Origin of the sequence: Tropicimonas sp. IMCC34043, assembly GCF_003390845.1 — a bacterium.
Lineage (GTDB): Bacteria > Pseudomonadota > Alphaproteobacteria > Rhodobacterales > Rhodobacteraceae > Tropicimonas.
In genome coordinates this window covers 545,490-568,713 of sequence record NZ_QMEK01000001.1, presented here as the reverse complement: position 1 = coordinate 568,713, position 23,224 = coordinate 545,490, and the positions used below count along the sequence as shown (strand labels likewise).

General features: G+C 65.1%; 23 protein-coding genes and 1 tRNA gene. 12 read left to right on the top strand and 12 right to left on the bottom strand.

The genetic code is table 11. The features are described 5' to 3' along the window. Positions 1-97: 97 nt before the first annotated feature. Positions 98-850, bottom strand: coding sequence for an SDR family oxidoreductase (locus tag DQG17_RS02550; RefSeq protein WP_116132549.1), 753 nt, complete (start codon positions 848-850; stop codon positions 98-100). 1,016 nt (positions 851-1,866) lie between these two features. Between DQG17_RS02550 and DQG17_RS02545 the strand changes: the two genes are divergently transcribed. Then, positions 1,867-3,051 carry a TCR/Tet family MFS transporter gene (locus tag DQG17_RS02545; protein ID WP_116131168.1) on the top strand — a complete coding sequence of 395 codons (1,185 nt, stop codon included), beginning with the start codon at positions 1,867-1,869 and terminating at the stop codon, positions 3,049-3,051. 290 nt (positions 3,052-3,341) lie between these two features. Here DQG17_RS02545 and DQG17_RS02540 read toward each other — a convergent pair whose 3' ends face one another. Both DQG17_RS02540 and DQG17_RS02535 read right to left on the bottom strand, forming a co-directional pair. After that, entirely contained in the window at positions 3,342-4,157 is an 816-nt protein-coding gene (locus tag DQG17_RS02540; RefSeq protein ID WP_157973495.1) for a transcription termination/antitermination protein NusG, read from the bottom strand. A gap of 267 nt (positions 4,158-4,424) precedes the next feature. After that, positions 4,425-5,735, bottom strand: a complete 1,311-nt coding sequence (locus DQG17_RS02535) for a DUF1937 family protein (protein ID WP_157973494.1) — start codon at positions 5,733-5,735, stop codon at positions 4,425-4,427. A gap of 155 nt (positions 5,736-5,890) precedes the next feature. On the opposite strand from DQG17_RS02535, the gene DQG17_RS02530 reads away from it, so the two are divergent. The 3 genes from DQG17_RS02530 to DQG17_RS02520 all read left to right on the top strand — a co-directional run bounded on the left by DQG17_RS02530 (position 5,891) and on the right by DQG17_RS02520 (position 8,321). Next, the gene (locus DQG17_RS02530) at positions 5,891-6,955 is read left to right on the top strand and encodes a DNA cytosine methyltransferase (protein WP_116131165.1); all 1,065 of its coding nucleotides are present in this window, start codon (positions 5,891-5,893) and stop codon (positions 6,953-6,955) included. Between the two features lie 175 nt (positions 6,956-7,130). Further along, positions 7,131-7,280 (top strand): hypothetical protein, encoded by a 150-nt coding sequence (locus DQG17_RS02525; protein ID WP_232829299.1) that lies wholly within the window; start codon positions 7,131-7,133, stop codon positions 7,278-7,280. A 510-nt stretch (positions 7,281-7,790) separates the two neighbouring features. Further along, positions 7,791-8,321, top strand: a complete 531-nt coding sequence (locus DQG17_RS02520; protein ID WP_116131163.1) for a tyrosine-type recombinase/integrase — start codon at positions 7,791-7,793, stop codon at positions 8,319-8,321. 94 nt (positions 8,322-8,415) lie between these two features. Here DQG17_RS02520 and DQG17_RS02515 read toward each other — a convergent pair. The 5 genes from DQG17_RS02515 to DQG17_RS02495 all read right to left on the bottom strand — a co-directional run bounded on the left by DQG17_RS02515 (position 8,416) and on the right by DQG17_RS02495 (position 12,725). After that, a tRNA-Leu gene (locus DQG17_RS02515) sits at positions 8,416-8,499 on the bottom strand. Positions 8,500-8,561: 62 nt separating this feature from the next. After that, positions 8,562-9,914: a TRAP transporter large permease gene (locus DQG17_RS02510; protein ID WP_232829298.1), complete on the bottom strand. Its 1,353-nt coding sequence runs from the start codon at positions 9,912-9,914 to the stop codon at positions 8,562-8,564. Then, positions 9,911-10,522, bottom strand: a complete 612-nt coding sequence (locus DQG17_RS02505) for a TRAP transporter small permease (RefSeq protein ID WP_198666011.1) — start codon at positions 10,520-10,522, stop codon at positions 9,911-9,913. Before DQG17_RS02505 ends, DQG17_RS02510 begins: the two co-directional genes overlap by 4 nt. After that, positions 10,485-11,747 carry a flavin-dependent oxidoreductase gene (locus DQG17_RS02500; RefSeq protein ID WP_116131161.1) on the bottom strand — a complete coding sequence of 421 codons (1,263 nt, stop codon included), beginning with the start codon at positions 11,745-11,747 and terminating at the stop codon, positions 10,485-10,487. Before DQG17_RS02500 ends, DQG17_RS02505 begins: the two co-directional genes overlap by 38 nt. Before the next feature lie 123 nt (positions 11,748-11,870). Continuing rightward, the gene (locus DQG17_RS02495) at positions 11,871-12,725 is read right to left on the bottom strand and encodes a neutral zinc metallopeptidase (RefSeq protein ID WP_116131160.1); all 855 of its coding nucleotides are present in this window, start codon (positions 12,723-12,725) and stop codon (positions 11,871-11,873) included. A gap of 73 nt (positions 12,726-12,798) precedes the next feature. Here DQG17_RS02495 and DQG17_RS02490 point away from each other — a divergent pair, with 73 nt between their 5' ends. Both DQG17_RS02490 and DQG17_RS02485 read left to right on the top strand, forming a co-directional pair. Then, positions 12,799-13,377, top strand: coding sequence for a YqaA family protein (locus DQG17_RS02490; protein WP_116131159.1), 579 nt, complete (start codon positions 12,799-12,801; stop codon positions 13,375-13,377). After that, the gene (locus tag DQG17_RS02485) at positions 13,374-13,841 is read left to right on the top strand and encodes a disulfide bond formation protein B (protein ID WP_232829297.1); all 468 of its coding nucleotides are present in this window, start codon (positions 13,374-13,376) and stop codon (positions 13,839-13,841) included. The genes DQG17_RS02490 and DQG17_RS02485 overlap by 4 nt, the downstream gene beginning before the upstream one ends. A gap of 9 nt (positions 13,842-13,850) precedes the next feature. Here the strand turns inward: DQG17_RS02485 and DQG17_RS02480 are convergent, their stop codons facing one another. Next, a complete protein-coding gene (locus DQG17_RS02480; protein WP_116132546.1) occupies positions 13,851-14,096 on the bottom strand; it encodes an usg protein in 246 nt (81 codons plus the stop codon). Positions 14,097-14,307: 211 nt separating this feature from the next. Here DQG17_RS02480 and gyrA point away from each other — a divergent pair, with 211 nt between their 5' ends. The 4 genes from gyrA to gluQRS all read left to right on the top strand — a co-directional run bounded on the left by gyrA (position 14,308) and on the right by gluQRS (position 20,299). Then, a complete protein-coding gene (gene gyrA, locus DQG17_RS02475; protein WP_116131158.1) occupies positions 14,308-17,091 on the top strand; it encodes a DNA gyrase subunit A in 2,784 nt (927 codons plus the stop codon). A gap of 192 nt (positions 17,092-17,283) precedes the next feature. Beyond that, positions 17,284-18,666 (top strand): methylenetetrahydrofolate--tRNA-(uracil(54)-C(5))-methyltransferase (FADH(2)-oxidizing) TrmFO, encoded by a 1,383-nt coding sequence (gene trmFO / locus DQG17_RS02470; protein ID WP_116131157.1) that lies wholly within the window; start codon positions 17,284-17,286, stop codon positions 18,664-18,666. 116 nt (positions 18,667-18,782) lie between these two features. After that, positions 18,783-19,427, top strand: a complete 645-nt coding sequence (locus DQG17_RS02465) for a Crp/Fnr family transcriptional regulator (protein WP_116131156.1) — start codon at positions 18,783-18,785, stop codon at positions 19,425-19,427. Beyond that, a complete protein-coding gene (gluQRS, locus tag DQG17_RS02460; RefSeq protein ID WP_116131155.1) occupies positions 19,424-20,299 on the top strand; it encodes a tRNA glutamyl-Q(34) synthetase GluQRS in 876 nt (291 codons plus the stop codon). The genes DQG17_RS02465 and gluQRS overlap by 4 nt, the downstream gene beginning before the upstream one ends. Positions 20,300-20,305: 6 nt before the next feature. On the opposite strand, the gene DQG17_RS02455 is transcribed toward gluQRS, so the two are convergent. Further along, positions 20,306-20,590, bottom strand: a complete 285-nt coding sequence (locus DQG17_RS02455) for a DUF2312 domain-containing protein (RefSeq protein ID WP_116131154.1) — start codon at positions 20,588-20,590, stop codon at positions 20,306-20,308. A 141-nt stretch (positions 20,591-20,731) separates the two neighbouring features. Here DQG17_RS02455 and DQG17_RS02450 point away from each other — a divergent pair, with 141 nt between their 5' ends. Further along, positions 20,732-20,947, top strand: a complete 216-nt coding sequence (locus DQG17_RS02450) for a hypothetical protein (protein WP_116131153.1) — start codon at positions 20,732-20,734, stop codon at positions 20,945-20,947. Between the two features lie 24 nt (positions 20,948-20,971). Here the strand turns inward: DQG17_RS02450 and DQG17_RS02445 are convergent, their stop codons facing one another. Then, the gene (locus tag DQG17_RS02445) at positions 20,972-21,301 is read right to left on the bottom strand and encodes a TraR/DksA family transcriptional regulator (RefSeq protein WP_116131152.1); all 330 of its coding nucleotides are present in this window, start codon (positions 21,299-21,301) and stop codon (positions 20,972-20,974) included. Positions 21,302-21,440: 139 nt separating this feature from the next. Here DQG17_RS02445 and DQG17_RS02440 point away from each other — a divergent pair, with 139 nt between their 5' ends. Beyond that, entirely contained in the window at positions 21,441-21,860 is a 420-nt protein-coding gene (locus DQG17_RS02440) for a TIGR01244 family sulfur transferase (protein WP_369907970.1), read from the top strand. A gap of 66 nt (positions 21,861-21,926) precedes the next feature. Here DQG17_RS02440 and DQG17_RS02435 read toward each other — a convergent pair whose 3' ends face one another. Continuing rightward, positions 21,927-23,123: a FliM/FliN family flagellar motor switch protein gene (locus DQG17_RS02435; RefSeq protein ID WP_157973492.1), complete on the bottom strand. Its 1,197-nt coding sequence runs from the start codon at positions 23,121-23,123 to the stop codon at positions 21,927-21,929. Positions 23,124-23,224 lie beyond the last annotated feature (101 nt).

Sequence of the window (23,224 nt, the reverse complement as noted above, 5' to 3'; positions counted from 1 at the left end):
GCCCCAGCGGACCTTCACCGACGAGCTGGTCGCTGTCCGCAGTGCGGGACGAAACAGACATAGACCTGCGCGATGCCTATGTCCGCTCAGCCGCAACCTACAGTTTGTTTACGGAATTTCCGCCATCTACGATCATTGCACTACCCGTCACGAAAGACGCCTGATCTGAAAGCAAAAAGAGGGCGGCTTGCGCGATTTCAGACGGTTCGGCCATGCGTTTCAACGCATGGAAACCGCGCACGACCTCATGGAGATTCGCATCATCTCCGGCCATAGGTGTCATCGTTCCGCCCGGGAGCAGGGCATTCACTCGGATTTTTTCGGCACCATTTTCAACCGCAAGCACTTGCGTCAGTCCGATCAGGCCCGCCTTGGCAGCCGCATACGCGCCCATTCCTGGCAACCCGATGGTGTGGCCCACGAAGGAAGATGTGAACACAATGGCCCCGCTACCGCGTCTGCGCATCGCTGGAACCTGATACTTCGCTGCGTAAAAGGCGCTGTTCAAATTGATGGCGATCACATCATGCCAATTGCCGCCGTCCATATCAGGGATAGGTCCCATATCGCCTGTCGTTCCGGCGTTGTTGAACGCCCCATCGACACCTCCGAACTCGTCCTCCGCAAGATCAACAAGATCTTTCGCAAATGTTTCCTCCCGGACATCGCCTGCAAGGTAAATCGCATTTCCACTACTCTGAATGATTTGGCCAACGATCGTTTTAAGCTCGGCCTCCCGCCGCGCGGCCAGAACGACATTCGCGCCCCTCGCAGCGAACAGCAATGCTGCCGCAGCACCGATGCCGCTACTTGCCCCAGTTATTATGATGGTCTTGCCTTTCAATTCCACGGTCATGCCTTTCTCTCTTTGCATGACCGTTGACTAAAGGGGTCGTCGTCTCTGGATCGACCCGTTTCTTGCGCAGATGGAATGCCTTGCACTGAAACAGCAAGATACGGGTCGCGGTAGGCTATGACGGAAAGCAGTCGTTCATGAGCCGCGCAGCATCGTTCAAAGTGCGCTCATTGCGGTAGTCCGAAAGATTGCCTCGGATGACCGCACCATCCCCGTCGAGCACCTTGCGCGTGATCCACTGGCTGACCGCCGGGCGCGAGACGTTCATGAACTCCGCGAACTCGCGCCTTGGTCATCACCCCCGCCGGGACAACGGCCGATCCCGCCACCTGCTCAACCTCCATCGAAACCCCCAACGCCGCCCGCGCCGGGCCGGTCTCAACCCGCAGGCCGATTTGCCTCCGCCAATGATTAGCCACAGCCGCCGGTCGTCACCGCGGATCACTCGGGGTCGCCTGGATCGGCAGGTGCGGACCCGCCAATGATTGGTGAGACCGGACGGCCACTTCGGTCACGTTGTGGATGCACGAACCACGCGGTCGTGGGAACCACGGTAAAAGCCCGGTCCGAGCTCAGTCCACTGAAATTCTGCGCCGCCGCTTATGTCTGACGCTCCAATAGAGGTAGAAAACTTCAATAGATTCTTAGGTTTAGAGTGGGGGTGTGGCGAACTCAGATGTAGCGGTTCGCGTATGGTCCAAAATGGGCATTTTGGGAGTGCTGCGCCACTCAACGAGCGTCCATTTTCCCAAAAAAGTCGGTGGTGAGATGGCTGTTCAGGAAAGGCTTGCAGCACATCAGCATTCGGCGTAACCGGCAGGCATCGCGAAAAACGATGGCTTGCCTGCTAAGATTTTAGACGGACAGGAAAGCACTTCGAATACACGCCGGTGCGCAGTCTTCTGCGTGGCTCGGTCAGCGTCTCCCTGAAATCGCCCGGCATCAACCGGGTCCTATCGCCACTCATTCGTGCCATCAGGTGCGGCTGTTTTGCGTGGATCGGAACGCATATGAACAGACCCCTCGTCCTTATTTTCATCACCATCAGCCTTGATGCCATCGGCATCGGCCTGATCTTCCCCATCCTGCCGGCGCTGCTGCGCGAGGTGACGAATTCCGAAAACGTAGCGCCCTATATTGGGACCATGATAGCCCTTTATGCCGTCATGCAGTTCGTCTTTGCGCCGGTTCTTGGCGCTTTGAGCGACCGGATCGGGCGCCGTCCCGTGTTGCTGATCTCGCTCGGCGGAGCGGCTATCAACTACCTCCTGATGGCGGTAGCACCCAGCCTTTGGCTGCTGTTTCTGGGCCGCGCCATTGCGGGGCTGACAAGCGCCAATGTCGCGGTCGCCATGGCCTATATCACCGACGTCTCGGCCGAGGATCAACGCGCGCGCCGCTTTGGCCTGTTCAGCGCCATGTTCGGCATGGGTTTTATTGTCGGGCCGGTCCTGGGCGGCGCCTTGGGCGACCACTGGCTGCGCCTGCCGTTCATCGTGGCGGCAATTTTGAACGCCGGCAACCTCGCCCTGACCTTTTTCCTGCTGCCAGAATCGCGCAAAACCGGCGGCAAGAAAATCGACCTTTCGGCACTTAACCCCCTGCGGCCGCTGGGCTGGGCGCTCGGGATGAAACACGTTCTCCCGATCCTGCTGTTGTTCTTTCTGTTCAGCGCGACAGGTGAGGCCTATGCGATTTGCTGGGCGCTTTGGGGCAGCGATACCTTCCAGTGGAGTGGCCTGATGATCGGTCTCTCGCTTGGCACTTTCGGGGCCTGTCAGGCCTTGGCGCAGGCCTTTCTGCCCGGCCCTGCGGTCAAACTGCTGGGCGAGCGGGGCGCAATTCTGACCGGCATTGCATGCGCCTGTACAGCCCTGATCACCATGGCTTTTGCCAGACACGGCTGGATCGTGTTTGCGATCTTGCCGCTTTTTGCTCTCGGCGGCATTGGTGTGCCTGCGCTGCAATCTCTGGCGACACGGCAGGTGGATCAATCTTTCCAAGGGCAACTCCAAGGCGTGTTGGCATCTGTGGTCAGCGTCGCCTCGATTGCCGCGCCATTGGGGTTTGCGAGCGTCTATTTCGCAGCGCAGCCCTATTGGCCGGGCGCAATCTGGTTGACCGTCGTCGCCATCTACGCGCTTAGCGTGCCTCTGGTCTTGCGACTTCGACAGAAAAGCCGGGCCGAGCCGTGACGATCCAACCAGATACCGTCATTGTTATGTTCACGCCGCAATTGCACATTCTACCACGAATGACTGATTCTGGAAGGCTGCCGCCGGCGCAGCCGAAGCGAAAGCTCACTTCGCCCGCACTGCTGACGTTGCCAGCTGTCAACCTGAATGCCAGCTTTCTCTCAATCGGCTCACACTCTTCCTGGCTACAGTGCCCGGCAGAACCGCCGGTCGGCCTCCTGCCATAACGGACGGCGGCGGGTTCAAGCGCAACGGCGACCACCCTCCGGACAGTTAACGGCCTGTCCGAGTTAAGACTTCACAACCCCGGACAAACTGGCGGAACCCCGGGCTGTACGGACACCGCTACCACCTTTCCGGGGTACGGTCCCTTTTCTCTCAGGGGGCAGGATTTCATGACAGATGGCGCGTGATTTCGTGATCGAGGCGGGTCTCGAGGTGGCTGGCGATGACCTCGTCGAACGCTCGCGACGCCGCGCCGTCGGCCATGTCCTCGGGATGAACACGCCCGACCTGACCTTCTTCAGATGAAAGCGCCGCTCGCTCAGCCGGTCATAGACATGCCCGCCCATGTCGATATCGACCCGGCTCGGGAACTTGCCACCGCGAAAGAACGTCCGCGGGAACAGCACCCGCCCGCGCAGCGCGCCAAGGTTTGCCACGACACCGGCCTTCGTCTCCCGCTTCCTGAAGTACTTCAGCGCCACGTCGCCGCCAGAGGACAGCATCTCATAGCGAAGATTGCGCCAGGACGACCGCTTGATCTTCACCGACCGCCGGATCAGCCGCCTGCGATCGGCCCCCTCCCGGCCGCCCCACCGCCGCATCAGATCGAGGATCACCCGGAGACCGACCCGCAGCGGCCGCCCGCCCGTTCCGATCACGCCCGCGACGACGCCGGTCGCCATCAGATCCGCCCACCGCGCCACGCCGCCATCGATCCCGACAAAGATCCAGCCCGGCACCAGCGGCATCCGGATCAGCACCTTCTCGGCCGATACCCGCGACTTGCGCCGCCAGACCTTCTTGACCGGCAGGAACACCTCGAACCCGGCGCGGCGCAGTACGACCTCGGGCAGGAACTCGCGATGCCCGGTGCCGCGCAATGGCCGCCGCGCGATGCCGCCTGTGCGGGTCCGGTAGGTCTCGCCCTCGGCGCCGACCAGAACGGTGCGCCGTCTTCGGCAATCGCCCTCTCATTGCATGGCCCGAAGTTATCCACAGCAGGCGCGCCGGTTTGGGCTGGTCCGTCCCGAATATCCTTTCCTTTCATTTCTTTTCCTCTCCTATCCTCTCATGCAGCGGACAGAAATTTCTGTCCGCGGACTGTCCCATTCTGTCCGTCGGACAAAACCGGGAAGGAATTGAATGGATCAGTACCGGCCGTTAAGCGACTGGATTGCCTTGAGAATACGGGCCTCTGTCCGGTTGCCTTCCGGGAACATCTCGGCCAGGACCTCGTCCAGCCGCGCGATATAAAGCCCCTTGGCCGCGAACTCGGGCCCGACGTGCTGGGCGGCGACCGCGCGCAATCTGTCCAGACGCTTTCGTTCGGAATCGGCCGACTTCCGGTCGGCGGACCGCGCCTTGCCGCTCAGCGCCGCCTGCGCGACCTCGGTCACCACCGGGTGCATCAGGCGCACCTCGCCACCCGCGCGGCATTGCGTCCAGCGATGCAGCGGGTTCGGATCCCGGCGCAGCATCCCGCGCCATTCGTCGGTCGAGATATGCAGCAGCGCCGCGATCATGCGATCGTCGTTCGGCAGCGTCCCGACCGGGTCTTGGTCCTGCGCCAGGCACCACAGCTCGACCGCCATGCCCTTGACGTCCCATTCCCCCAGCCGCCCGAGAACGGAGTTCAGCCAGCGGCGATGATGGAAGGCGAAATAGGAATGCGATTCCAGCCGTTCGCCGGGCGGTATCGGATATTCCGGCAACGCATCGACGTCGCGGATGTTGTGCGCGATCAGCGTCACTTCCTTGCCCACAGGCTGCACTCCCATGCCCGGCACAGCCCGCTGCGCCACCCGCCAAGCCGGCCGCAGGTCCCGGCACCGCGGATCGTCTCGCCGTCGAAATGCACGCAGACCCCGCAGATCCGGCGCAGGTGGATTGCACATTGCCCCGCGACCGGGTTGCGTTCGCCCGGCCGGCGCTGGATCGGAGGGCGGCTCATGCCGCGCGCCGATGCGGATCGGCCCTTGTGCGGCGCTGCTTTGACATGTTGATCGGGGCGCCGCTGGCGATCCGCGCTCGACTTCCTTCCAGACCCCGACCGACGCGCGCCAGCCGTCGATCGGCGGCACGATCACCCGGGCGCTGGCGAACAGCAGCGGCCGGCACCAGCGCACACAGAAGCCGTGATCCATCGGGTCCGGATGCGCCCCGCCGGCGAGGAACGATTCCACCACCATCGAATGCGCGCTCACGATCGGCGACACCGCGGTCACGCCCCGCTGCGCGAGATCCGACGCCCAGACCGCCGCCGCGGCGGCAGCGCGCTGCGACAGATCGGACGACCATCCGCCGTCGCCGCCCGCGAGCTTGCTGTAGGGCGTCGCCAGATAGCTGATGCCGGTCTGCGCCCGAAATCCGACAGTCTCGACGCTTTGGCCCAGGTGCAGATCCGGCCAGTCGCCGGCAGTCGCCTCGATCCGGTCCCAATCCGGCTCACGTCCGAACATCGTCACGCCTCCCCCATGAAAACGGTCGACCCGCAGGCGGCGGACGTCCCCAACGCCGCCTGCAGGCCCCACCGGGCGGGGAGGATCGCCCGGATTCCGTGAGTGTGCGACGCGCATCCCATCACGCGCCCTCCCGTTCCAACTGGCGGACGAGGATGCGGCTGTTCGTCGTCGCCCGCTGCGACGGCCGCCCCATCGTCTGGCCGAAGCAGACCCATGGCGATCCGAAATCGGACGCGGTGAAGCAGGGAAAGCTGAAGCCTTGGCGCACCGCGGCCGAATGCATCGACTGGTCGCTGCCCTGCCCGTCCATCTTCGACACCGCCGAGCAGATCATGGCGAGGCACGGCCTGCGCGCCATCCGGCCGCTGGCACCGGCGACGCTGGCGCGGATCGCCCGCGGCATGAGGCGCTATGTGCTCGAAGCCGAGCGTCCCTTCATCGTGAACCTGACCCACGGCTGCCGGACCGAAGATCTGGCCGATCCGTTCCGCACCATCACCGGCGCAAACCGCGGCGAAAAGGCCGTCATCGTCCCGGCGCTGGTCCAGACCGGCTATGGCGAACGCCCCGGGCAGGCGCCGCGGTCGCTCGACCCGCATGCCCCGCTCGGCACCGTCGTCGCAGGCGGCGTCAAGCATGCGGCCGCCGCGGCCTTTCTCGCCCAGCACCACACCAGCGTCACCGGCCACGATGCCCGCGCGCCGCTGTCGACCATCGCCGGCACCGGCAGCCATCAGATGCCGGTCGCGGCGTGGTTCGCGAAATACTACGGCACCGGCGACGGCGCGCGGCACGACGCGCCATGTCACACCACCACGACCAAAGACCGCTTCGCGCACATGCAGGCGGTGCTGGAGGCGCCCACCTTCGGCGCAGAGCACGCGGACCGCGCCCGCGAGGTCGCGGCCTTCCTGCGCACCCACGACGCCTGGGACGGCGGCGACCTCGTCACCCTCACCATCGCTGGCGCCGACTATGTCGTGGTCGATATCGGCATGTGGATGCTGACCCCGCGCGAGCTGTTCCGCGCCCAGGGCTTCCCCGACGACTACGTGATCGACGGGGTCTGGGAGACCCGGAACGGCGAATGGGAATGGCGCGCCTTCCCGAAGAACGTCCAGATCAGCTGCTGCGGAAACAGCGTCTGCCCGCCCGTCGCCGCCGCGCTGGTCGAGGCAAACTGCCACCACCTCGTGGAAAGGAAGATCGCCGCATGACTTGCAACCCTACCTTCGACTCTTCAGGGCGCGTCCCGCGTGCTGGAAAGCACCGACGAGAGCGTGCCGAGCCTCTAACCTGTTTGCTGATTAACCGAGGGCACCGTGATCGAAGTGGTGGAAAACGATGACAATAATCTGCGCCTCAGAACGAACTGCAGCCAGACTGCTCGACATGAAAACGACAGAATTCCGCAAGCTCGTCAACTTCGGCGCCCTGCCGCTACCAAAGCGCGTAGGCGGCATGGATCGATGGCGCGTTGCGGATCTTGAGGCTATCGTTTCAGGCAATGCCGCCATGCCAAGTGAAGATTTCGAACTGTGAGACCCCCGTCAAAGCCACGGATTTCGCGCCTGCACCTGACATGAAAATTGCAGGCCGGCAGGTGGGAGCCATACCATCTTGTGAGATCGACCGCGGACGGAAAGAGGAAACAACGCGCTATCAAGCTTGCATGGGGTGGCGACCCGCAAGAGCTTGATCGTCTGTATTGGATGTGTGAGGCGGGCAGGCACCAGCCGCAGGTGGCTCCACAGAAGCACACCTAGGGAGAGGCCATCAGGCAATGGCGCTCGGATCCGCGAATCCAGATGAAACTGGCACCCAGCACAAAGGCATCTTACCGTCGCGACATGGACCGCATCGCCGAAAAGAACGGCGGCAAGGACATGAGCAAGACGACCAGACAGGCCGTCCGCGCTGCACATTCCAAGATGGCCGACACGACACGCAAGGCAGACAAATACCTGTCCGTCGTATCCCTGATCTGGAACTATGCGGTGAACCAGCTTGACTGGCCCATCGGCCCAAACCCGGCGTCAGGGATAACACCCTATGGCAAGAAGCGAGTTCGAGCCGTGGCCAGACTGGATGATCGAGAAGCTCTCCGAAGCACCGGTTGCGGTTCGCACAGCAGCAGAACTGATCCTTGGAACCGGGCGGCGGCCCAATGCGGCAATCGGGATGCGCCGCAACCGGTTCGACGGCGAATGGATTCGCGTGACGGATGAAAAGGGCGCCGAGGAATTCGAGGGGTTTTGCCCGGAGAACCTTCGGTCCTATCTGGCCGCCCTGCCCGTTACCGGGGCCTACGTCCTGGCAAAGAACCTCACCGAACCTCTTGGCTACAGCGCGATCGAGAAGGCTTTCAGGAAATGGCGGTCCAAGCTTGGCGACGAAGCCAGGCGATTCTCGCTTCATGGTCTGCGGAAGCTGGCAATTGTCCGACTCGCCGAAGCCGGCCGTTCGGATGCACAGATCCAGGCCATCACAAACCAGAGCGCAGAGATGGTCGCCTATTACCGCAAGCGGGCCAGCCGGAAGGCACTGTCGAGACCCACGCAGGAGCGCGGGGACAGAACATGAACAGAACAGGACTGTTTGACTTCGATGTTTGACGTCACGCGCACCGTCGCCGGAACACGCCAGTCCGAACAGTCGTATCCCATTGAATAAATTGTGGTGCCCGAGGTCGGACTCGAACCGACACGCCTTGCGGCGGGGGATTTTGAGTCCCCTGCGTCTACCATTCCACCACTCGGGCCGCCGGACCCCTGTTTAGCCCTCGTCCGCGGGCTGCGCCACAGGAAAATGCCGCAATATCGCTCAGGCGGCGATTGAAACCAGCCAGAGCGTCAGCCCCGGAAAGGCGATCAGCAGACCGACCCGCACGAGATCCGAGACAACGAAGGGCAGCACGCCGGCATAGGTCTGCCGCAGCGGGATTTCCGGGGCGACACTTCTGAGGATGAACAGGTTCAATCCGACCGGCGGGGTGATCAGCCCGACCTCGACCGCGATCAGCGCCAGCACCCCGAACCAGATCGCGGTGTCGTCCGCAGGCATTCCGAAATCGAGCGCCACGATCACCGGCAAAAAGATCGGCACCGTCAGCAGGATCATCGACAGGCTTTCCATCGCGCAGCCGAGCAGCAGATAGAAGACGAGGATGACGAGCAGCACAAGCAGCGGCGCGATGCCCTGCGCCGTGACCCATCCGGCCAGCGCGTCAGGCGCGCGGGTCAGCGCGAGAAAGCCCTTGAAGACCTCGGCGCCAAGCAGGATGGCAAAGATCATGCCGGTCGCCCTCGCGGTCTCCAGAAATGCCTGTCCCAGCCCCGAGAAGGTCAGCCGCCCCACGGCAAAGCCATAAAGTGCCGTTGCGGTCGCCCCGAAAGCCGCCGCCTCGTTCGGCGTGAACAGCGCCTGCCCCCCGGGCTTTGCCCAGTTCCAGTCGAACGCAATGCCGCCAATGGTCAGACCGAAGATCGCGAGCGCCGGCCAGGTCGCCCAGAGGTTGCCCCAGCGAGCAGAGATCGGCACCCGCTCGGCCGCCGGCGCGGCCTCAGGCCGCAGCCGGACATAGACCGCGACGGTCAGCATGTATCCCGCCGCCGCCAGCAGCCCCGGCACCAGCGCCGCCATGAACATCTTGACGATGTTCTGCTCGGCCAGGATCGCATAGATCACCAGAATGACCGAGGGCGGGATCAGGATGCCCAGCGTGCCACCCGCGGCCAGCACGCCCGTCGACAGCGCATCCGAATAGCCGCGCGCGCGCATCTCGGGCAGCGCCACCTGCCCCATGGTCGAGGCGGTCGCGAGCGAGGAGCCGCAGATCGCCCCGAACCCGGCACAGGCCCCGACCGAGGCCAGCGCTATCCCGCCACGGCGATGGCCAAGCCAGTCCGAGGCCGCCCGGAACAGCGCCGCCGACAGGCCGGTACGGGTGGCGATCTGGCCCATCATCAGAAACAGCGGCACAACCGCCAGACCGGCGTTGGAGAAGGTCTCGTAGCCAAGCGTCCTGAGCTGCGCCATCGGCGCCGCGGCCGTTCCCGTCACCTGCCAGGTGCCGAAGAACCCGGCAAGCCCCAGCGCGACGGCCACCGGCACGCGCAGGAAGACCGCGACCAGCATCAGCCCGAAGCCGGTCAGGGCAAGGGTCGGGCCGCTCACACCCGGCCTTCCTGCCCGGCCCGCACCCAGATGGCGGCGCGCAGCACGGTGTAAAGCCCGACGACCACCATCATCGCCGCCCCCACCAGCGCCAGCGCATAGGGGATCCAGAGCGGCAGCTGCAATTCATAGGTCGTCTCGACATAGAACGGACGATGGCCGAGCCCCAGCGCCCCCCGCAGCGTGTCGGACCCGAAGGGGAATTTCTGTCCGAACGCAAACCAGAGCTGTCGCAGGATCACCACCGAGGCGAAGGTGATCAGCGCGTCGCCAAACAGACCGAACAGCGCCTGCACCCGCGGCGGGAAGCGTTCGGTCACGATGTCGACGGTGACATGGCCACGCTTCAGCTGGCACCAGGGCAGAAAGAAGAACACCGCAATGCCACAGCCGTGGGCCATCAACTCGTAATCGCCCGGTATGGCGCCAAGGCCCAGCCCGTCGAGCGCCCGCCCGAGGATCGAAACCACGGTCAGCACCGACAGCGCGGCCATGATCGCCCCGCCGCACCAGGCCAGCGCGCGGGCAGCGCCTTCGATCACGCGCCCGGCCCGGCTTGCCCCCATGGAGTCAGTGCCCGACTGGGCCCAGGATCGCGGGCTTGGCATTGATCTCCTCGACGCCAAGCCCGGTCGCCTGCTTGTAGCGTTCGGCAAGCTCGCGCCGCTCGGCCTCGGGCAGCACCGCGTCGATGTCATCGAACCCGTCAGGGGCCAGTTCGGCCACCGCGTCGAGCACCACATCGGGGCCCTGCTGGCGGTTTGCGAGGATGATCTCGTTGACCGGGTCGCGCCGCACCTCCTCGTAGGCCACCAGCGCTTCGGGCGTCTCGCCGTGGTCGCGCAGCTCGCGTGCCAGCACCCTTGCGTCGAGGATCCCCTGCGAGGCGCCGTTCGAGCCGATCGGATACATCGCATGCGCCGAATCGCCCATCAGCGCGATCCGCCCGTCGGTCCAGCGCGGCAGCGGATCGCGGTCGAGCATCGGATATTCCCAGACCGCTTCGGTCGACGCGATCAGCTCGGGGATGTCGAGCCAGTCGAAATGCCAGTCCGCGAATGTCGGCAGCACGTCCGAGACCTTGCCACGACGGCTCCAGTCCTGACGGGTGAAGTCGCGGTCCATCGGCTTGTCGATATCGGCAATCCAGTTGATCAGGCTGCCTTCCTTGCCGCTGTCGGCGACCGGATAGGCGACGAACTTGGCGCCCTTGGCCCCGCTGATCGTCATGGTGCGGCCGTCGAGAAAGCGTTTGCCCCGTACCAGCCCGCGCCACATCATCGATCGGCGCAGGTTGGCCTGGCCCTGTTCGGGAAAGATCGTGCTGCGGATCGTCGACTGCACGCCGTCGCAGGCCACCAGCACACTGCCCCGCTCGCGGCCGAGTTCCGCCCCGACCGCATGGTCGGTCAACACCACCTCGATCCCGTGCGGGGTCTCGTACCATTCGCTGACCTTGGCGCCGCCCAGGATCGCTTTCGGGCCGCAGCGCTTCAAAAGCGTATTGTGCAGCAGCATCTGCAGCGCACCACGGTGGATCGAATACTGCGGCCAGGCATAGCCGGCGGCGATGCCGCGCGGTTCGTCCCAGATCTTTTGCCCCTTGGCGTTGAAATAGGCGATCTCGGCGGTCGGAATGCCGGCGGCATCCAGCCCCGCCTCCAGCCCCAGATCGTACAATTCGCGCACCGCGTGGGGCTGCAGGTTGATGCCAAAGCCGAGCGGGCGCAGCTCAGCAATCGCCTCGATGATGCGAAACGGCACGCCGATCTGATGCAGGCTCAGTCCGAGGGTCAGGCCGGAAATCCCGGCACCACAAATGAGGACGGTCATGGACAGGGTTCTCCGATGTTCACGCTGGATGACCTCCTATGCGATGCGACGTCCCCGGTTTGCAACCCGAGATCACGGCATGGCCCCCATGCATGCTCCCCATGAAACGACCGCGTCGGCCGACTAGAGCGCACTTGCCCCGAAGGTGTCGCAACCTCCGATATCGCCGCTCTGATAGCCTTGGGCAAACCAGCGCTGGCGCTGCTCGGAACTGCCGTGGGTAAAGCTGTCGGGGCGCGGCACGCGGCCGGACTGGCGCTGCAGCGTGTCGTCTCCGATCCGTCCCGCGGCGTTCAGCGCTTCCTCCAGATCGCCGCGTTCCAGCGTGCCAAGCTGCGATTGCGCCGCCCGCGCCCAGACCCCGGACAGGCAATCGGCCTGCAATTCGACCATCACCGAGATGGCGTTCGAATCTGCCTCGCTGACCCGCTGGCGCAGGTCGGTTGTCTTGCCGAGGATGCCAAGCTCGTCCTGAACGTGATGCGCGACCTCGTGGGCCACCACATAAGCGGCGGCAAAGTCGCCGTTCGCACCGAACCGCTGACGCAGTTCGGCGAAAAAGGCGGTGTCGAGATAGACCTTCTGATCGACCGGGCAATAGAACGGCCCGGTCGCGCCCGAGGCATTGCCGCAGGCCGAGGGCGTCACCCCCGAGAACAGCACCAGCACCGGCGGGTCATAGCGCTGCCCGAGCTGGCTTTCGAAAATGCCCGACCAGACCTGTTCGGTATCGGCCAGCACCACCGAGACGAACTGCGCCGCGGCGTCGTCCTGGCCCGCGGGCTGGTATCCCGTCTGCGAAACCGGGGCCCCGCCCTGCGGGTCGGTCAGAAACGAGGTGTCGACCCCGAGGAACCAGCCGATCAGCACGATCACCAGAACACCGATTCCACCGGCGCCGCCAATGCGGGCAGCCCCACCGCGACTGCCGCGCCGATCCTCGATATTGCGGCTGCCGCGCCGTCCCTGCCATTTCATCGCATCCCCTTCCGCTTGACCCGGCGTGATTCCCGGTGATGTTTGCACCGCAAGCATGACAGAAAGAATATCGATGTTTCGACGACTTTATGACCGGACGATCTCTCTGGCCTCCGGTCCATATGCGCTCTGGACACTGGCAGCCGTCGCCTTCATCGAAAGCTCGGTGTTCCCGATCCCGCCCGACGTGCTGATGATACCGATGATCATCGCCCGGCGCGACCGCGCCTTCCTGATCGCAGGGGTCGCCATGGTCGCCTCGGTACTCGGCGGGATCCTCGGCTATTTCATCGGCGCCTTCGCCTTTGAACAGATCGGAAGGCCGATCCTCGAAAGCCTTGGCAAGGGCGACCAGATCGATGCCTTCAACCAGAAATTCAACGACTTCGGTTTCTGGGCGGTGCTGATCGCCGGGCTGACCCCCTTCCCCTACAAGGTCATCACGATCATGTCAGGCTGGACCGGGTTACCCTTTGCGACCTTCCTCATAACCTCTATCGTCGCCCGCGGCGGCCGCTTCTTCCTGGTGGCGGCGCTGCTGTGGAAATTCGGCGAACCGATCCGCGGCTTCATCGAAAAACGCCTCGGCCTGGTGCTCACTGTTTTCGTGATCGTTCTGGTCGGCGGCTTCGTGCTGGTGAAATACCTTTGACCCTGTCCCGCCGCTACCTGACCCTCGCCGCTGGCGCCGCCTCGGCGGCAACGCTTCTTGGCGCCTTCTACGTGCAATACGTGCTGGGTTTCCTGCCCTGTCATCTGTGCCTGCTGCAGCGATGGCCCCATGCCGTCCTGATCGTGCTCGCCGCGCTGGCCTTTGCCGTGCCCGGCCGGCTGCTGCCGCTCGCCGCGGCCGCAACCGCCCTCGTCGGCGCCGGCATTGCGCTCTATCACAGCGGGGTCGAACGCAAGTTCTGGGCCGGCCCGACCGACTGCACCGGCGGCCAGAACCTCAGCGGCCTTTCAGGGGCCGACCTGCTCGATTTCTCGACGCCCTCGCCGATCATCCGCTGCGACGAGGTCGGGCTGCAGGTCCTCGGCCTGTCGCTGGCCAACATCAACCTGATCCTGTGCCTCGGCCTCGTCTGGCTTTGGATTGCCATTGCCCGCCGCGGCTGAGGCCCGGCCTCAGTGCAGGGTGAACTCGCCCGTCACGTTGCGCCATTCCCCCGGCGCAATCTCGCGCCGGTGGACGAAGCGCACCGAATGCAGCGGACCTTCGATCTTTTCCTGCCAGAATTCGATGAACTGGAACAGTTTCGGGTGGTCCGGGGCAAGGTCATAGTCCTGCCAGATGAAAGTGTTCAGGACGTTGCGGAAATCGGGCATCCGATAGAAAATTTCGGCGGTCGTAAGCCCATAGCCGCGCAACATCAGTTCGGTTTCGCTCACTGCGGTTCTGCCTCCGTTGATACCGTACAGATGCAGGATGCCAGCTTGCAGTAACTTATCAATGAAAACAAACTGTTGTCACTCAAATCCAGCGGCTGCCAGAACGAGGCTCTCGGCGGCATTGCACCTGATCTCGCGGATCGGCTAGTATGCGCCAACAAGATATGGCGTTCGCCAAAAAAACAGGCCGAGAATGACTGACACCCCCGAGATTCCGGACGACGGCGACAACGGCGATGCAAACCGCCCAGATCGACCCAGCTACGACGGGCCCTCGATCTCGATCGCCGAAGAAATGAAGACGTCCTACCTCGATTACGCGATGAGCGTGATCGTGTCCCGCGCGATCCCCGATCTGCGCGACGGGCTCAAGCCCGTGCACCGGCGCATCCTCTATGCCATGTCCGAGACCGGCAACACCCACGACAAGCCCTATCGCAAGTCGGCCCGCCCCGTGGGCGACACGATGGGCAAATACCACCCGCACGGCGACAGCGCGATCTATGACGCGCTGGTGCGGATGGCGCAGCCGTTCTCGATGTCGCTGCCGCTGCTCGACGGTCAGGGCAACTTCGGCTCCATGGACGGCGACAACGCGGCGGCCATGCGTTACACCGAGGTCCGCATGGACAAGCCGGCGGCCTTCCTGCTGGCCGACATCGACAAGGACACGGTCGATTTTCAGGACAACTACGACGGCAAGGACCGCGAACCGACCGTCCTGCCCGCGCGTTTTCCCAACATGCTGGTCAATGGTGCGGGCGGTATCGCCGTCGGCATGGCGACCAATATTCCGCCGCACAACCTGGGCGAGGTGATCGACGCGACGCTGGCGCTGATCGAGACCCCGGATCTGACCTCGGAACAGCTGATCGAATACGTCCCCGGCCCCGATTTCCCGACCGGCGGCGTGATGCTGGGCCGTTCCGGCGCCCGCAAGGCCTATCTCGAAGGCCGCGGCAGCGTGATCCTGCGCGCCAAGACCCGGTTCGAGGAGCTTCGCAAGGACCGCTGGGCGATCATCCTCGACGAGATCCCCTATCAGGTCAACAAGGCGACCATGATCGAGAAGATCGCCGAGATGGTCCGCGACAAGCGGATCGAGGGCGTCGCCCACATTCAGGACGAATCCGACCGCATCGGCGTGCGCGTGGTGATCGAGCTGAAGCGCGACGCGACCCCCGACGTGGTCCTGAACCAGCTCTGGCGCTTTACGCCGATGCAGACCACGTTCGGCTGCAACATGCTGGCGCTGAACGGCGGCCGGCCGGTGCAGCTGACACTGCGCGACTTCCTGACCGCATTCCTCGATTTCCGCGAAGAGGTCGTGGCGCGGCGCACCGCCTTTGAACTGCGGCGCGCCCGCGAGCGCAGCCATATCCTCTGCGGCCTTGCCGTCGCGGTGTCGAACGTCGACGAGATCGTCGCCACGATCCGCAGTTCGGCCGACCCCGCCGAGGCCCGCGAACGGCTGATGACCCGGCGCTGGCCCGCCTCCGACATCGCCGACTATATCCGGCTAATCGACGACCCGAGCCACACGATGAACGAGGACGGGACCTACAACCTTTCCGAGGTTCAGGCCCGCGCCATCCTTGATCTGCGGCTGCAGCGGCTGACCGCGATGGGCGTCAAGGAAGTTACCGACGAACTGCAGGAACTGGCCGGAAAGATCCGCGACTATCTCGAGATCCTGCGCTCGCGCGAACGGATCCTTGCCATCATCGCCGAAGAACTTCGCGATATCCGCGCCCAATTCGCCGTCCCCCGCCGCACCGAGATCGCCGACTGGGCCGGTGACATGGAGGACGAGGACCTCATCGAGCGTGAGGACATGGTCGTCACCGTCACCCAGACGGGTTATATCAAGCGCACGCCGCTGACCGATTTCCGCGCCCAGCGGCGCGGCGGCAAGGGGCTGTCGGGTGGCGCGCTGAAAGACGACGACGTGGTGACCACGCTCTTCGTCGCCAATACCCATACCCAGCTTCTGTTCTTCACCACCGATGGCATGGCCTACAAGCTCAAGACCTGGCGCCTGCCTGCGGGCGGTCGCGGCGCGCGCGGCAAGGCCATCGTCAACATCCTGCCGATCCCGCCCGGCGTTTCGATTGCCGCAATAATGCCGGTCGACCGCGCCGAGGAGGATTGGGACGACCTGCAGATCGTCTTCGCCACCTCCGCCGGTACCGTGCGGCGCAACAAGCTGTCGGATTTCACCAACGTCATGCGCAACGGCAAGATCGCGATGAAGTTCGAGGATGAACATGCCGAGACCCGCCTGATCAACGCCCGCATCTGTTCCGAAGATGACGACGTGATGCTGGTGACCAAGGCAGGCCGGGCGATCCGTTTCCCCAGCACCGATGTCCGCGTGTTCAACAGCCGCAGTTCTGTCGGCGTGCGGGGCGTGCGGCTCGGCGCGGGCGACGAGGTGGTCTCGATGTCGGTGATCCGCCATTTCGAGGCCAGCCCGGGCGAACGTGCCGCCTATCTCAAGCAGCGCCGCCTGATGGCCGGCAATGTCGAGGAAGAGATCGAGGTCGAAGCCGAGATCGACGAGGAAGAGGACGCCGCCGCCGAAGGCCAGTTGAGCCAGGAACGCTATGCCGAGATGTCGGCAGCCGAGGACCTGATCCTGACCATCACCGCCAAGGGATCGGGCAAGATCTCGTCGAGCCACGATTATCCTGTGCGCGGACGCGGGGGCCAGGGTGTGGTCGCAATCGACCGCGCCATGCGCGGCGGGGCTCTGGTTGCCTGCTTCCCGGTCGAGATCGACGACCAGATCATGCTGGCCAGCTCGACCGGCCAGTCGATCCGCTGCCCGGTCGAAGGCATCTCGTTCCGCTCGCGCGGCGCAGGCGGGGTCAAGGTCTTCCATACCGCCGCGGGCGAAGAGGTCGTGACGGTCGCGAGGATTGTCGAAGACGGGACCGAAAACGGAACCGAGGACGACGAGGGCGAGCCCGCGTAAGCTCTGGTCTGTCACCTGTCTGGCGAACGACAACGGCATGGCAGAGTCCCGGTTCGATCCCGGCCGCACCTGTTCCGCCCGTGGCCGGGACCCCAGGTTTCACGTCCCGCGCCCACGGGCGCGCGCGTGAAACCTGCAATCCCGCGGCGCAGCCCGCTTCCCAATCGCCCACCGATCGCCTAGATCCCCGGAATGACACATCCCATTCATATCATCGGCGGCGGCTTGGCCGGATCCGAGGCCGCCTGGCAGATCGTCCGCATGGGCGTACCTGTCGTCCTGCATGAAATGCGCCCCCACACCGGCACCTTCGCCCACCGCACCGGCAATCTGGCCGAGATGGTCTGTTCCAATTCCTTCCGCTCGGACGACGACGAGAACAACGCCGTCGGACTGCTGCATTGGGAGATGCGGGTGGCAGACGGGCTGATCATGGCGACGGCCGACACCCACGCGCTGCCCGCAGGCGGCGCGCTGGCGGTCGACCGCGACCTGTTCTCGCAGGCCGTGACCGACCGGCTGCGCAGCCACCCGCTGGTCACCGTGGCCGAGGGCGAGGTGACGGCCCTGCCCGCAGACGGCCCCACGATCATCGCCACCGGCCCGCTGACCTCGGGCGCGCTGGCCGAGGCGATTGCGGCCGAGACCGGGCAGGATGCGCTCGCCTTTTTCGACGCCATTGCGCCCATCGTGCATTTCGAGTCGGTCGACATGGACGTGGCCTGGATGCAGTCGCGCTATGACAAGGGCGAGACCGAGGAGGAGCGCACAGCCTACCTCAACTGCCCGATGACGCGCGAGGAATACGAGGCCTTCATCGACGCGCTGCTCGCCGCCGAAAAGACCGAGTTTCACGATGGCGAGACGGCGCAGTATTTCGACGGCTGCCTGCCCATTGAGGTCATGGCCGAGCGCGGCCGCGAGACCCTGCGGTTCGGTCCGATGAAACCGATCGGGCTGACCAACAGCCACAAGCCGGATGAAAAGGCCTGTGCCGTGGTGCAGCTGCGCCGCGACAACGCGCTGGGAACGCTCTACAATATCGTCGGCTTCCAGACAAAGATGAAATACGGCTCGCAAACCTCTGTTTTCCGTATGATTCCAGGATTGACCGAGGCCCGGTTCGCGCGTCTTGGCGGCATCCACCGCAACACGTTCCTGAATTCGCCCCGACTGCTCGACAGCCAGATGCGGCTGAAATCGAAACCGCATCTGCGCTTTGCCGGCCAGATCACCGGGGTCGAGGGCTATGTCGAAAGTGCCGCCATGGGGCTGCTGGCGGGCCGGCTTGCCGCGGCCGAGGTGCTGGGCCTGTCGCTGCCGCCGGTGCCCGAGGACACCGCCATGGGCGCGCTGCTGAGCCACATCACCGGCGGCGCGGATGCAAAGACCTTCCAGCCGATGAACGTCAACTTCGGCCTGTTCCGCCCGATCGATGCCCGCGGCGGCCGGCGTGGCCGCAAGGAGCGCTACAAGGCCTATACCGACCGCGCCAAGGAGGCCTGGCAGGGCTGGCTCGCTGCCTGCGCCAAACCGGACGCATCGCGGCAACTGGCCGATCCCGCCGAAAGCTGACCCCGGCGTCCTCCTGCCCGTCCCGGCGGGCGGGTGGCCTGCCCCCTGTGCCGGCCAATCGCTTGACCGCCCGCCCACGGGCATCCGATAACCCCAGGAAAAGGGAGGACGATTGGATGCTGGACCCGGTGGAAATGATAGGCTGGGCCGGATCGGCCTTCACCCTGACAGCCTATGCCATGAAGACCATGCTGCCACTTCGGCTGGCGGCGATCGCCTCGGGCCTGTTCTTCATCGCCTACACCAGCCTGCTCGGTCTCTGGCCGCTTCTGGCGCTTGAACTCGTGCTGCTGCCCTTCAACCTGTGGCGGGTCGGGCAGATCCTGCAGCTTCGTCGCAAGGTCACGGCGGCACGGCGAGCTGATCCGCCGGATTTCTCGCTGATCAAGGCCTACAGCCGCGCGCAGGCGATGGTCCCGGGCGAGCGGATCTTTTCCCGCGGCGACCGCCCGGACAGGCTCTATTACATCGCCTCGGGCGAGGTCCTGCTCGATGAGCTTGGGATCCGGCTCGGCGCAGGCGAGATCTTCGGCGAAATCTCGTTCTTCACCGATGCCAAGGAACGCAGCGCCAGCGCCAGTTGTTCGCAGGCGGGCCGGATCCATTCGGTGGACGAGGCGACCTTCCTGCGGCTCTATTTCCAGGACCCGTCCTTCGGGCTGGCGGTGTTGAAGCTGATCACCCGGCGCCTGTCCGACGGCCGGTTGCAGTCGCTGCCCTCGATCCGCCCGGTCCTTGCCCCCGATGCCGCACCGGCATGAAGACCCGGTTCGCCCCATCTCCCACAGGTCCGCTGCACCTCGGCCATGCCTATTCGGCGCTGCTGGCCCACAGGCTGGCACGTGACGCCGGCGGGACGTTCCTGCTGCGGATCGAGGACATCGACCAAGGCCGCGCCCGCCCGGAATGGGATGCACAGATATTCGACGACCTGCGCTGGCTGGGGCTCGACTGGCCGAGGCCGGTGCTGCGCCAATCCGACCGCCTGCCGGCCTATCGCGCGGCGCTGTCCGCACTGTGGGACCGGGGCCTGCTGTTCCCCTGCACCTGCCGGCGCCGCGATATCGAGGCCGCGGCGAGCGCCCCGCAGGAAGGCGCGGGGCCTGTCCACGGTCCCGATGGGCTGGTCTATCCCGGCACCTGCCGCGGGGCGGACCGGCGTGGCCCGTTGCCTGCGGACGCGGTGCTGAGACTTGACATGAGAAAGGCGGCTGAAGCCGTTGGTGAGGTTGGATTTGTTGAGGAAGGATCCGGACCTGGCGCGGAACACGGGTCCATCGGCGTGCTGCCCGACACCCTGATCCACCAGATCGGCGACGTGGTTCTGGGACGCCGCGACATGGGCACGTCCTATCACCTGTCAGTCGTGGTCGATGACGCCCATCAAGGCATCACCCATGTGGTGCGCGGTCAGGACCTGTTTGACGCCACAGCGATCCACGTGTTGCTGCAGGCGCTGCTCGGCCTGCCGACGCCGCGATACCACCATCATGCGCTGATCCGCGATGCGGCCGGCCGCCGGCTGGCCAAGCGCGACGACGCGCGCGCGCTTGCCACATACCGGGCCGAGGGTCTGACGCCGCTCGACATTTACGCGAAGATCGCCGCCCAGATACCTGATTTTACGGTGTGATCCGCCTCAGACCATGCCGAGCGCGGCCTTGTACATCTCCAGCACCGCCTCTTCCTCGGCGATGTCGTCGGCGTCGCGCTTGCGCAGCGCGATGACCTTGCGCAGCACCTTGGTGTCATAGCCGCGCCCCTTGGCCTCGGCCATGACCTCTTTCTGGTCGTCGGCGATCTGCTTTTTCTCGACTTCCAGTTGCTCATAGCGCTCGATGAACTGGCGCAACTCTGCCGCAGCAACGCCGTAAGTCGCGTCGTCCGAGCCCTTGTTGCCAAAGTTGGTGGTCGTATCGCTCATGCACCCTGCCCCTTGCTTGCGGTTCGGCCCGGAACCCGGGCCGGGGCCACGTCCTAGCCAGACCGGGGCCGGCCCGCAAGAGCGGTTGCATCCCCGGCCGGTTGACGATAGCGCGAATGCGGGCGTTCGGCGGAGGCGACGATGGAGTATCTGATCTGGGCCGGGGCGGCAGTATCGGTTCTGGGATTGCTCGGTCTGATGGGCTGCATCCTGACCGTGGCGCGCGCCAAGGCGCAGGGCCTAGACGAGGCGGCGCTGAAGGCACGGCTGCAAAAGGTCGTCGCCCTCAACCTCGCCTCGCTGCTGGTCTCGGCGCTGGGGCTGATGATGGTGATCGTCGGCATTTTCCTGAGTTGAGACGGAACAGCCGACGACCCGAGGCTACTTCTCGACCGTGTGGGCGCAATCCGCGCAGAACGGGGTGAAGGGTAGCAGGTCGAGCCGCGGTTCCGAGATTGGCTCGCCGCATCGCACGCAGTCGCCATAGCTGCCGTTGTCGATCCGGTCGAGTGCGGCGCGGATCGCCAGGATCTCGGCCTTGCCGGCGCGACCCTCGCTTTCGAGCACCTCGTCGCCCTCGCGTTCCACGGCCAGCTCCTCCCAGTCGCGCGACTGGTGACTGTCGAGCTCGGCGTCGATCTCCAGCAGCCGTACCTGCAATGCTTCCAGACGGTCCTGCAGTTGGGCCTTGCGTGCCAGAATGTCCGTCATCGCCTGCTCCTCCCGGCTATTTCCTGATCGCTCAGGGTGGTTTGACACGCTAATCTGCCGAGTTTGCCGGCGTCTTTGACGCAAATCAAGCCATGGCTCTTGACGCTCTCGTTTGGTCGTCGTTCAAGGCGGAATGGACATGCGCAGCATTACCCCCGCCTATGCCGTTTCACCCCAGATCGCGCCCGAGGACATCCCGGCGATTGCGGCGGCCGGCATTCGAACCCTGATCTGCAACCGACCGGATATCGAGGTTCCGCCCGCCCTGCGCGCAGCGTCGATGCAGGCCGCGGCCGAGGCGGCCGGGCTGACCTTTGTCGTCAATCCGGTGCTGCCCGGCGACTTTACCGCCGACAATGTTGCCCGCCAGCATGCCGCGCTGGACCAGGCCGAGGGGCCGGTTCTGGCCTATTGCCAATCCGGCACGCGCTCGACCATCGTCTGGTTGCTGCTGATGGCGGGAACCGCCCCGGTGGACGAATTGATGGCGAAGGCTGGTCGTGCCGGCTATCAGCTCGACCACCTGCGTCCGATGATCGAGGCGGCAAGCCGCGGGTGACCGCTTTGGGGCCGCGCGCCCTGCCGCGCCGCCCGCGCCGTTGCGCCTGAAAGAATCCGCGCCGGATCACCTGTCGCCTTCCAGCGCGCCCGCGCCCTCCTCGGGCGCATTTCCGGGGCTTGCAGCGGTTGTAGCCTGCGCATCGGGGATGGCGCCTGCCCCATCGCTTCCGGCATTTGGCGCCGGACCGCCGCCCTGGGATACCGGGGTTGTGGATTTCGCGGCCCGGGCTGCCGGTGCGATCTGCGCATCCTCGGCCCCTCCCGGCGTGATGTCACGCAGCGGTACGGCATCCCGCGATGCTTCGGCGGCACAGCCATGGCCCACTCTGTCGTCGCGCGGCAGGTTGCCCTGCAGCGCCCCACCGTCCTGGCCAAGGCGCAGCGCCTTGTGGCCGTGGCTCTGTCCCAGCCGCCAGCGGCCAAACCCCTGGAGCCCCCCGGCGGTCAACTGGACGCGGTCGATGGCCGCAAACGGGATTGGCAGTTCGTCGCCCGGGCGCAGGTTGGCAATTGTCGAGATCGGCAGCCGGATCCGGTGCAACACCGCATCGAGGCGCACGTCGCCGTCCCGAACGCTGTCTTCCAGCGCCCTGCGCCACAGGCCCTCGTCAGGATCTTCCGCCGCTGTGCCCTCACCGGCATCGGGCGGCATCCGGATCGGCCCGCGGCCGCGTGCCGGCAAGGCCAGCACGAACTGCCCCTTGCGGCCGCCCGATTCGATATCGACCGACAGCCCGAAGATCCGGTAATCCACATCCTCCAGCATCAGCCCGAGCGGGCGCAGATCCTCGACATGGCTGGCATAGCCGAAATCCGAGGCCCATCGCGACTCCTCCCGCCCGAGCAGTGCGGTTTCGAACCCGATCAACACGGCGTCGATCAGGTCGGCCGCCAGTGCCGCATCGGTGCGCGTCACCCGGCGGGGCGGCGGCGTGCCGGGCGACAGGGCGCCGGTCATCTGCATCTCGACCACCGCCGACAGCAGGCCGAAATCGAAGACCGCGATCCCCTGGCCATCCTCCGGCCCCTCGAGCAGCGCCAGCAGACCGCGTTCGGGCAGCGTTTCAAGCAGGTCGGACAGCGAGGCGATGCGTTCCGAACAACTGGTCACCCGCACCGCGATGGACACGACCGACGATGCGGCCTTGGCCAGCGCGCTCGACAATGCCCGGGCCGGAAGGACGGCCCGCGCGTCGGGCGCCCGGTTGCGCCCCGCCCCGGCCATCCGCCGCAACACCGATTGTCCGGTCGCCTTGTCCATCTTGCCAATCCGTTGCCCGGCCCCGGACAGGGACCGGGACATGCCCCCACAGATCTTGCAGACTTGTCTTGGCAAAGCGTTAAGTCCGGTCGGGCATCGGC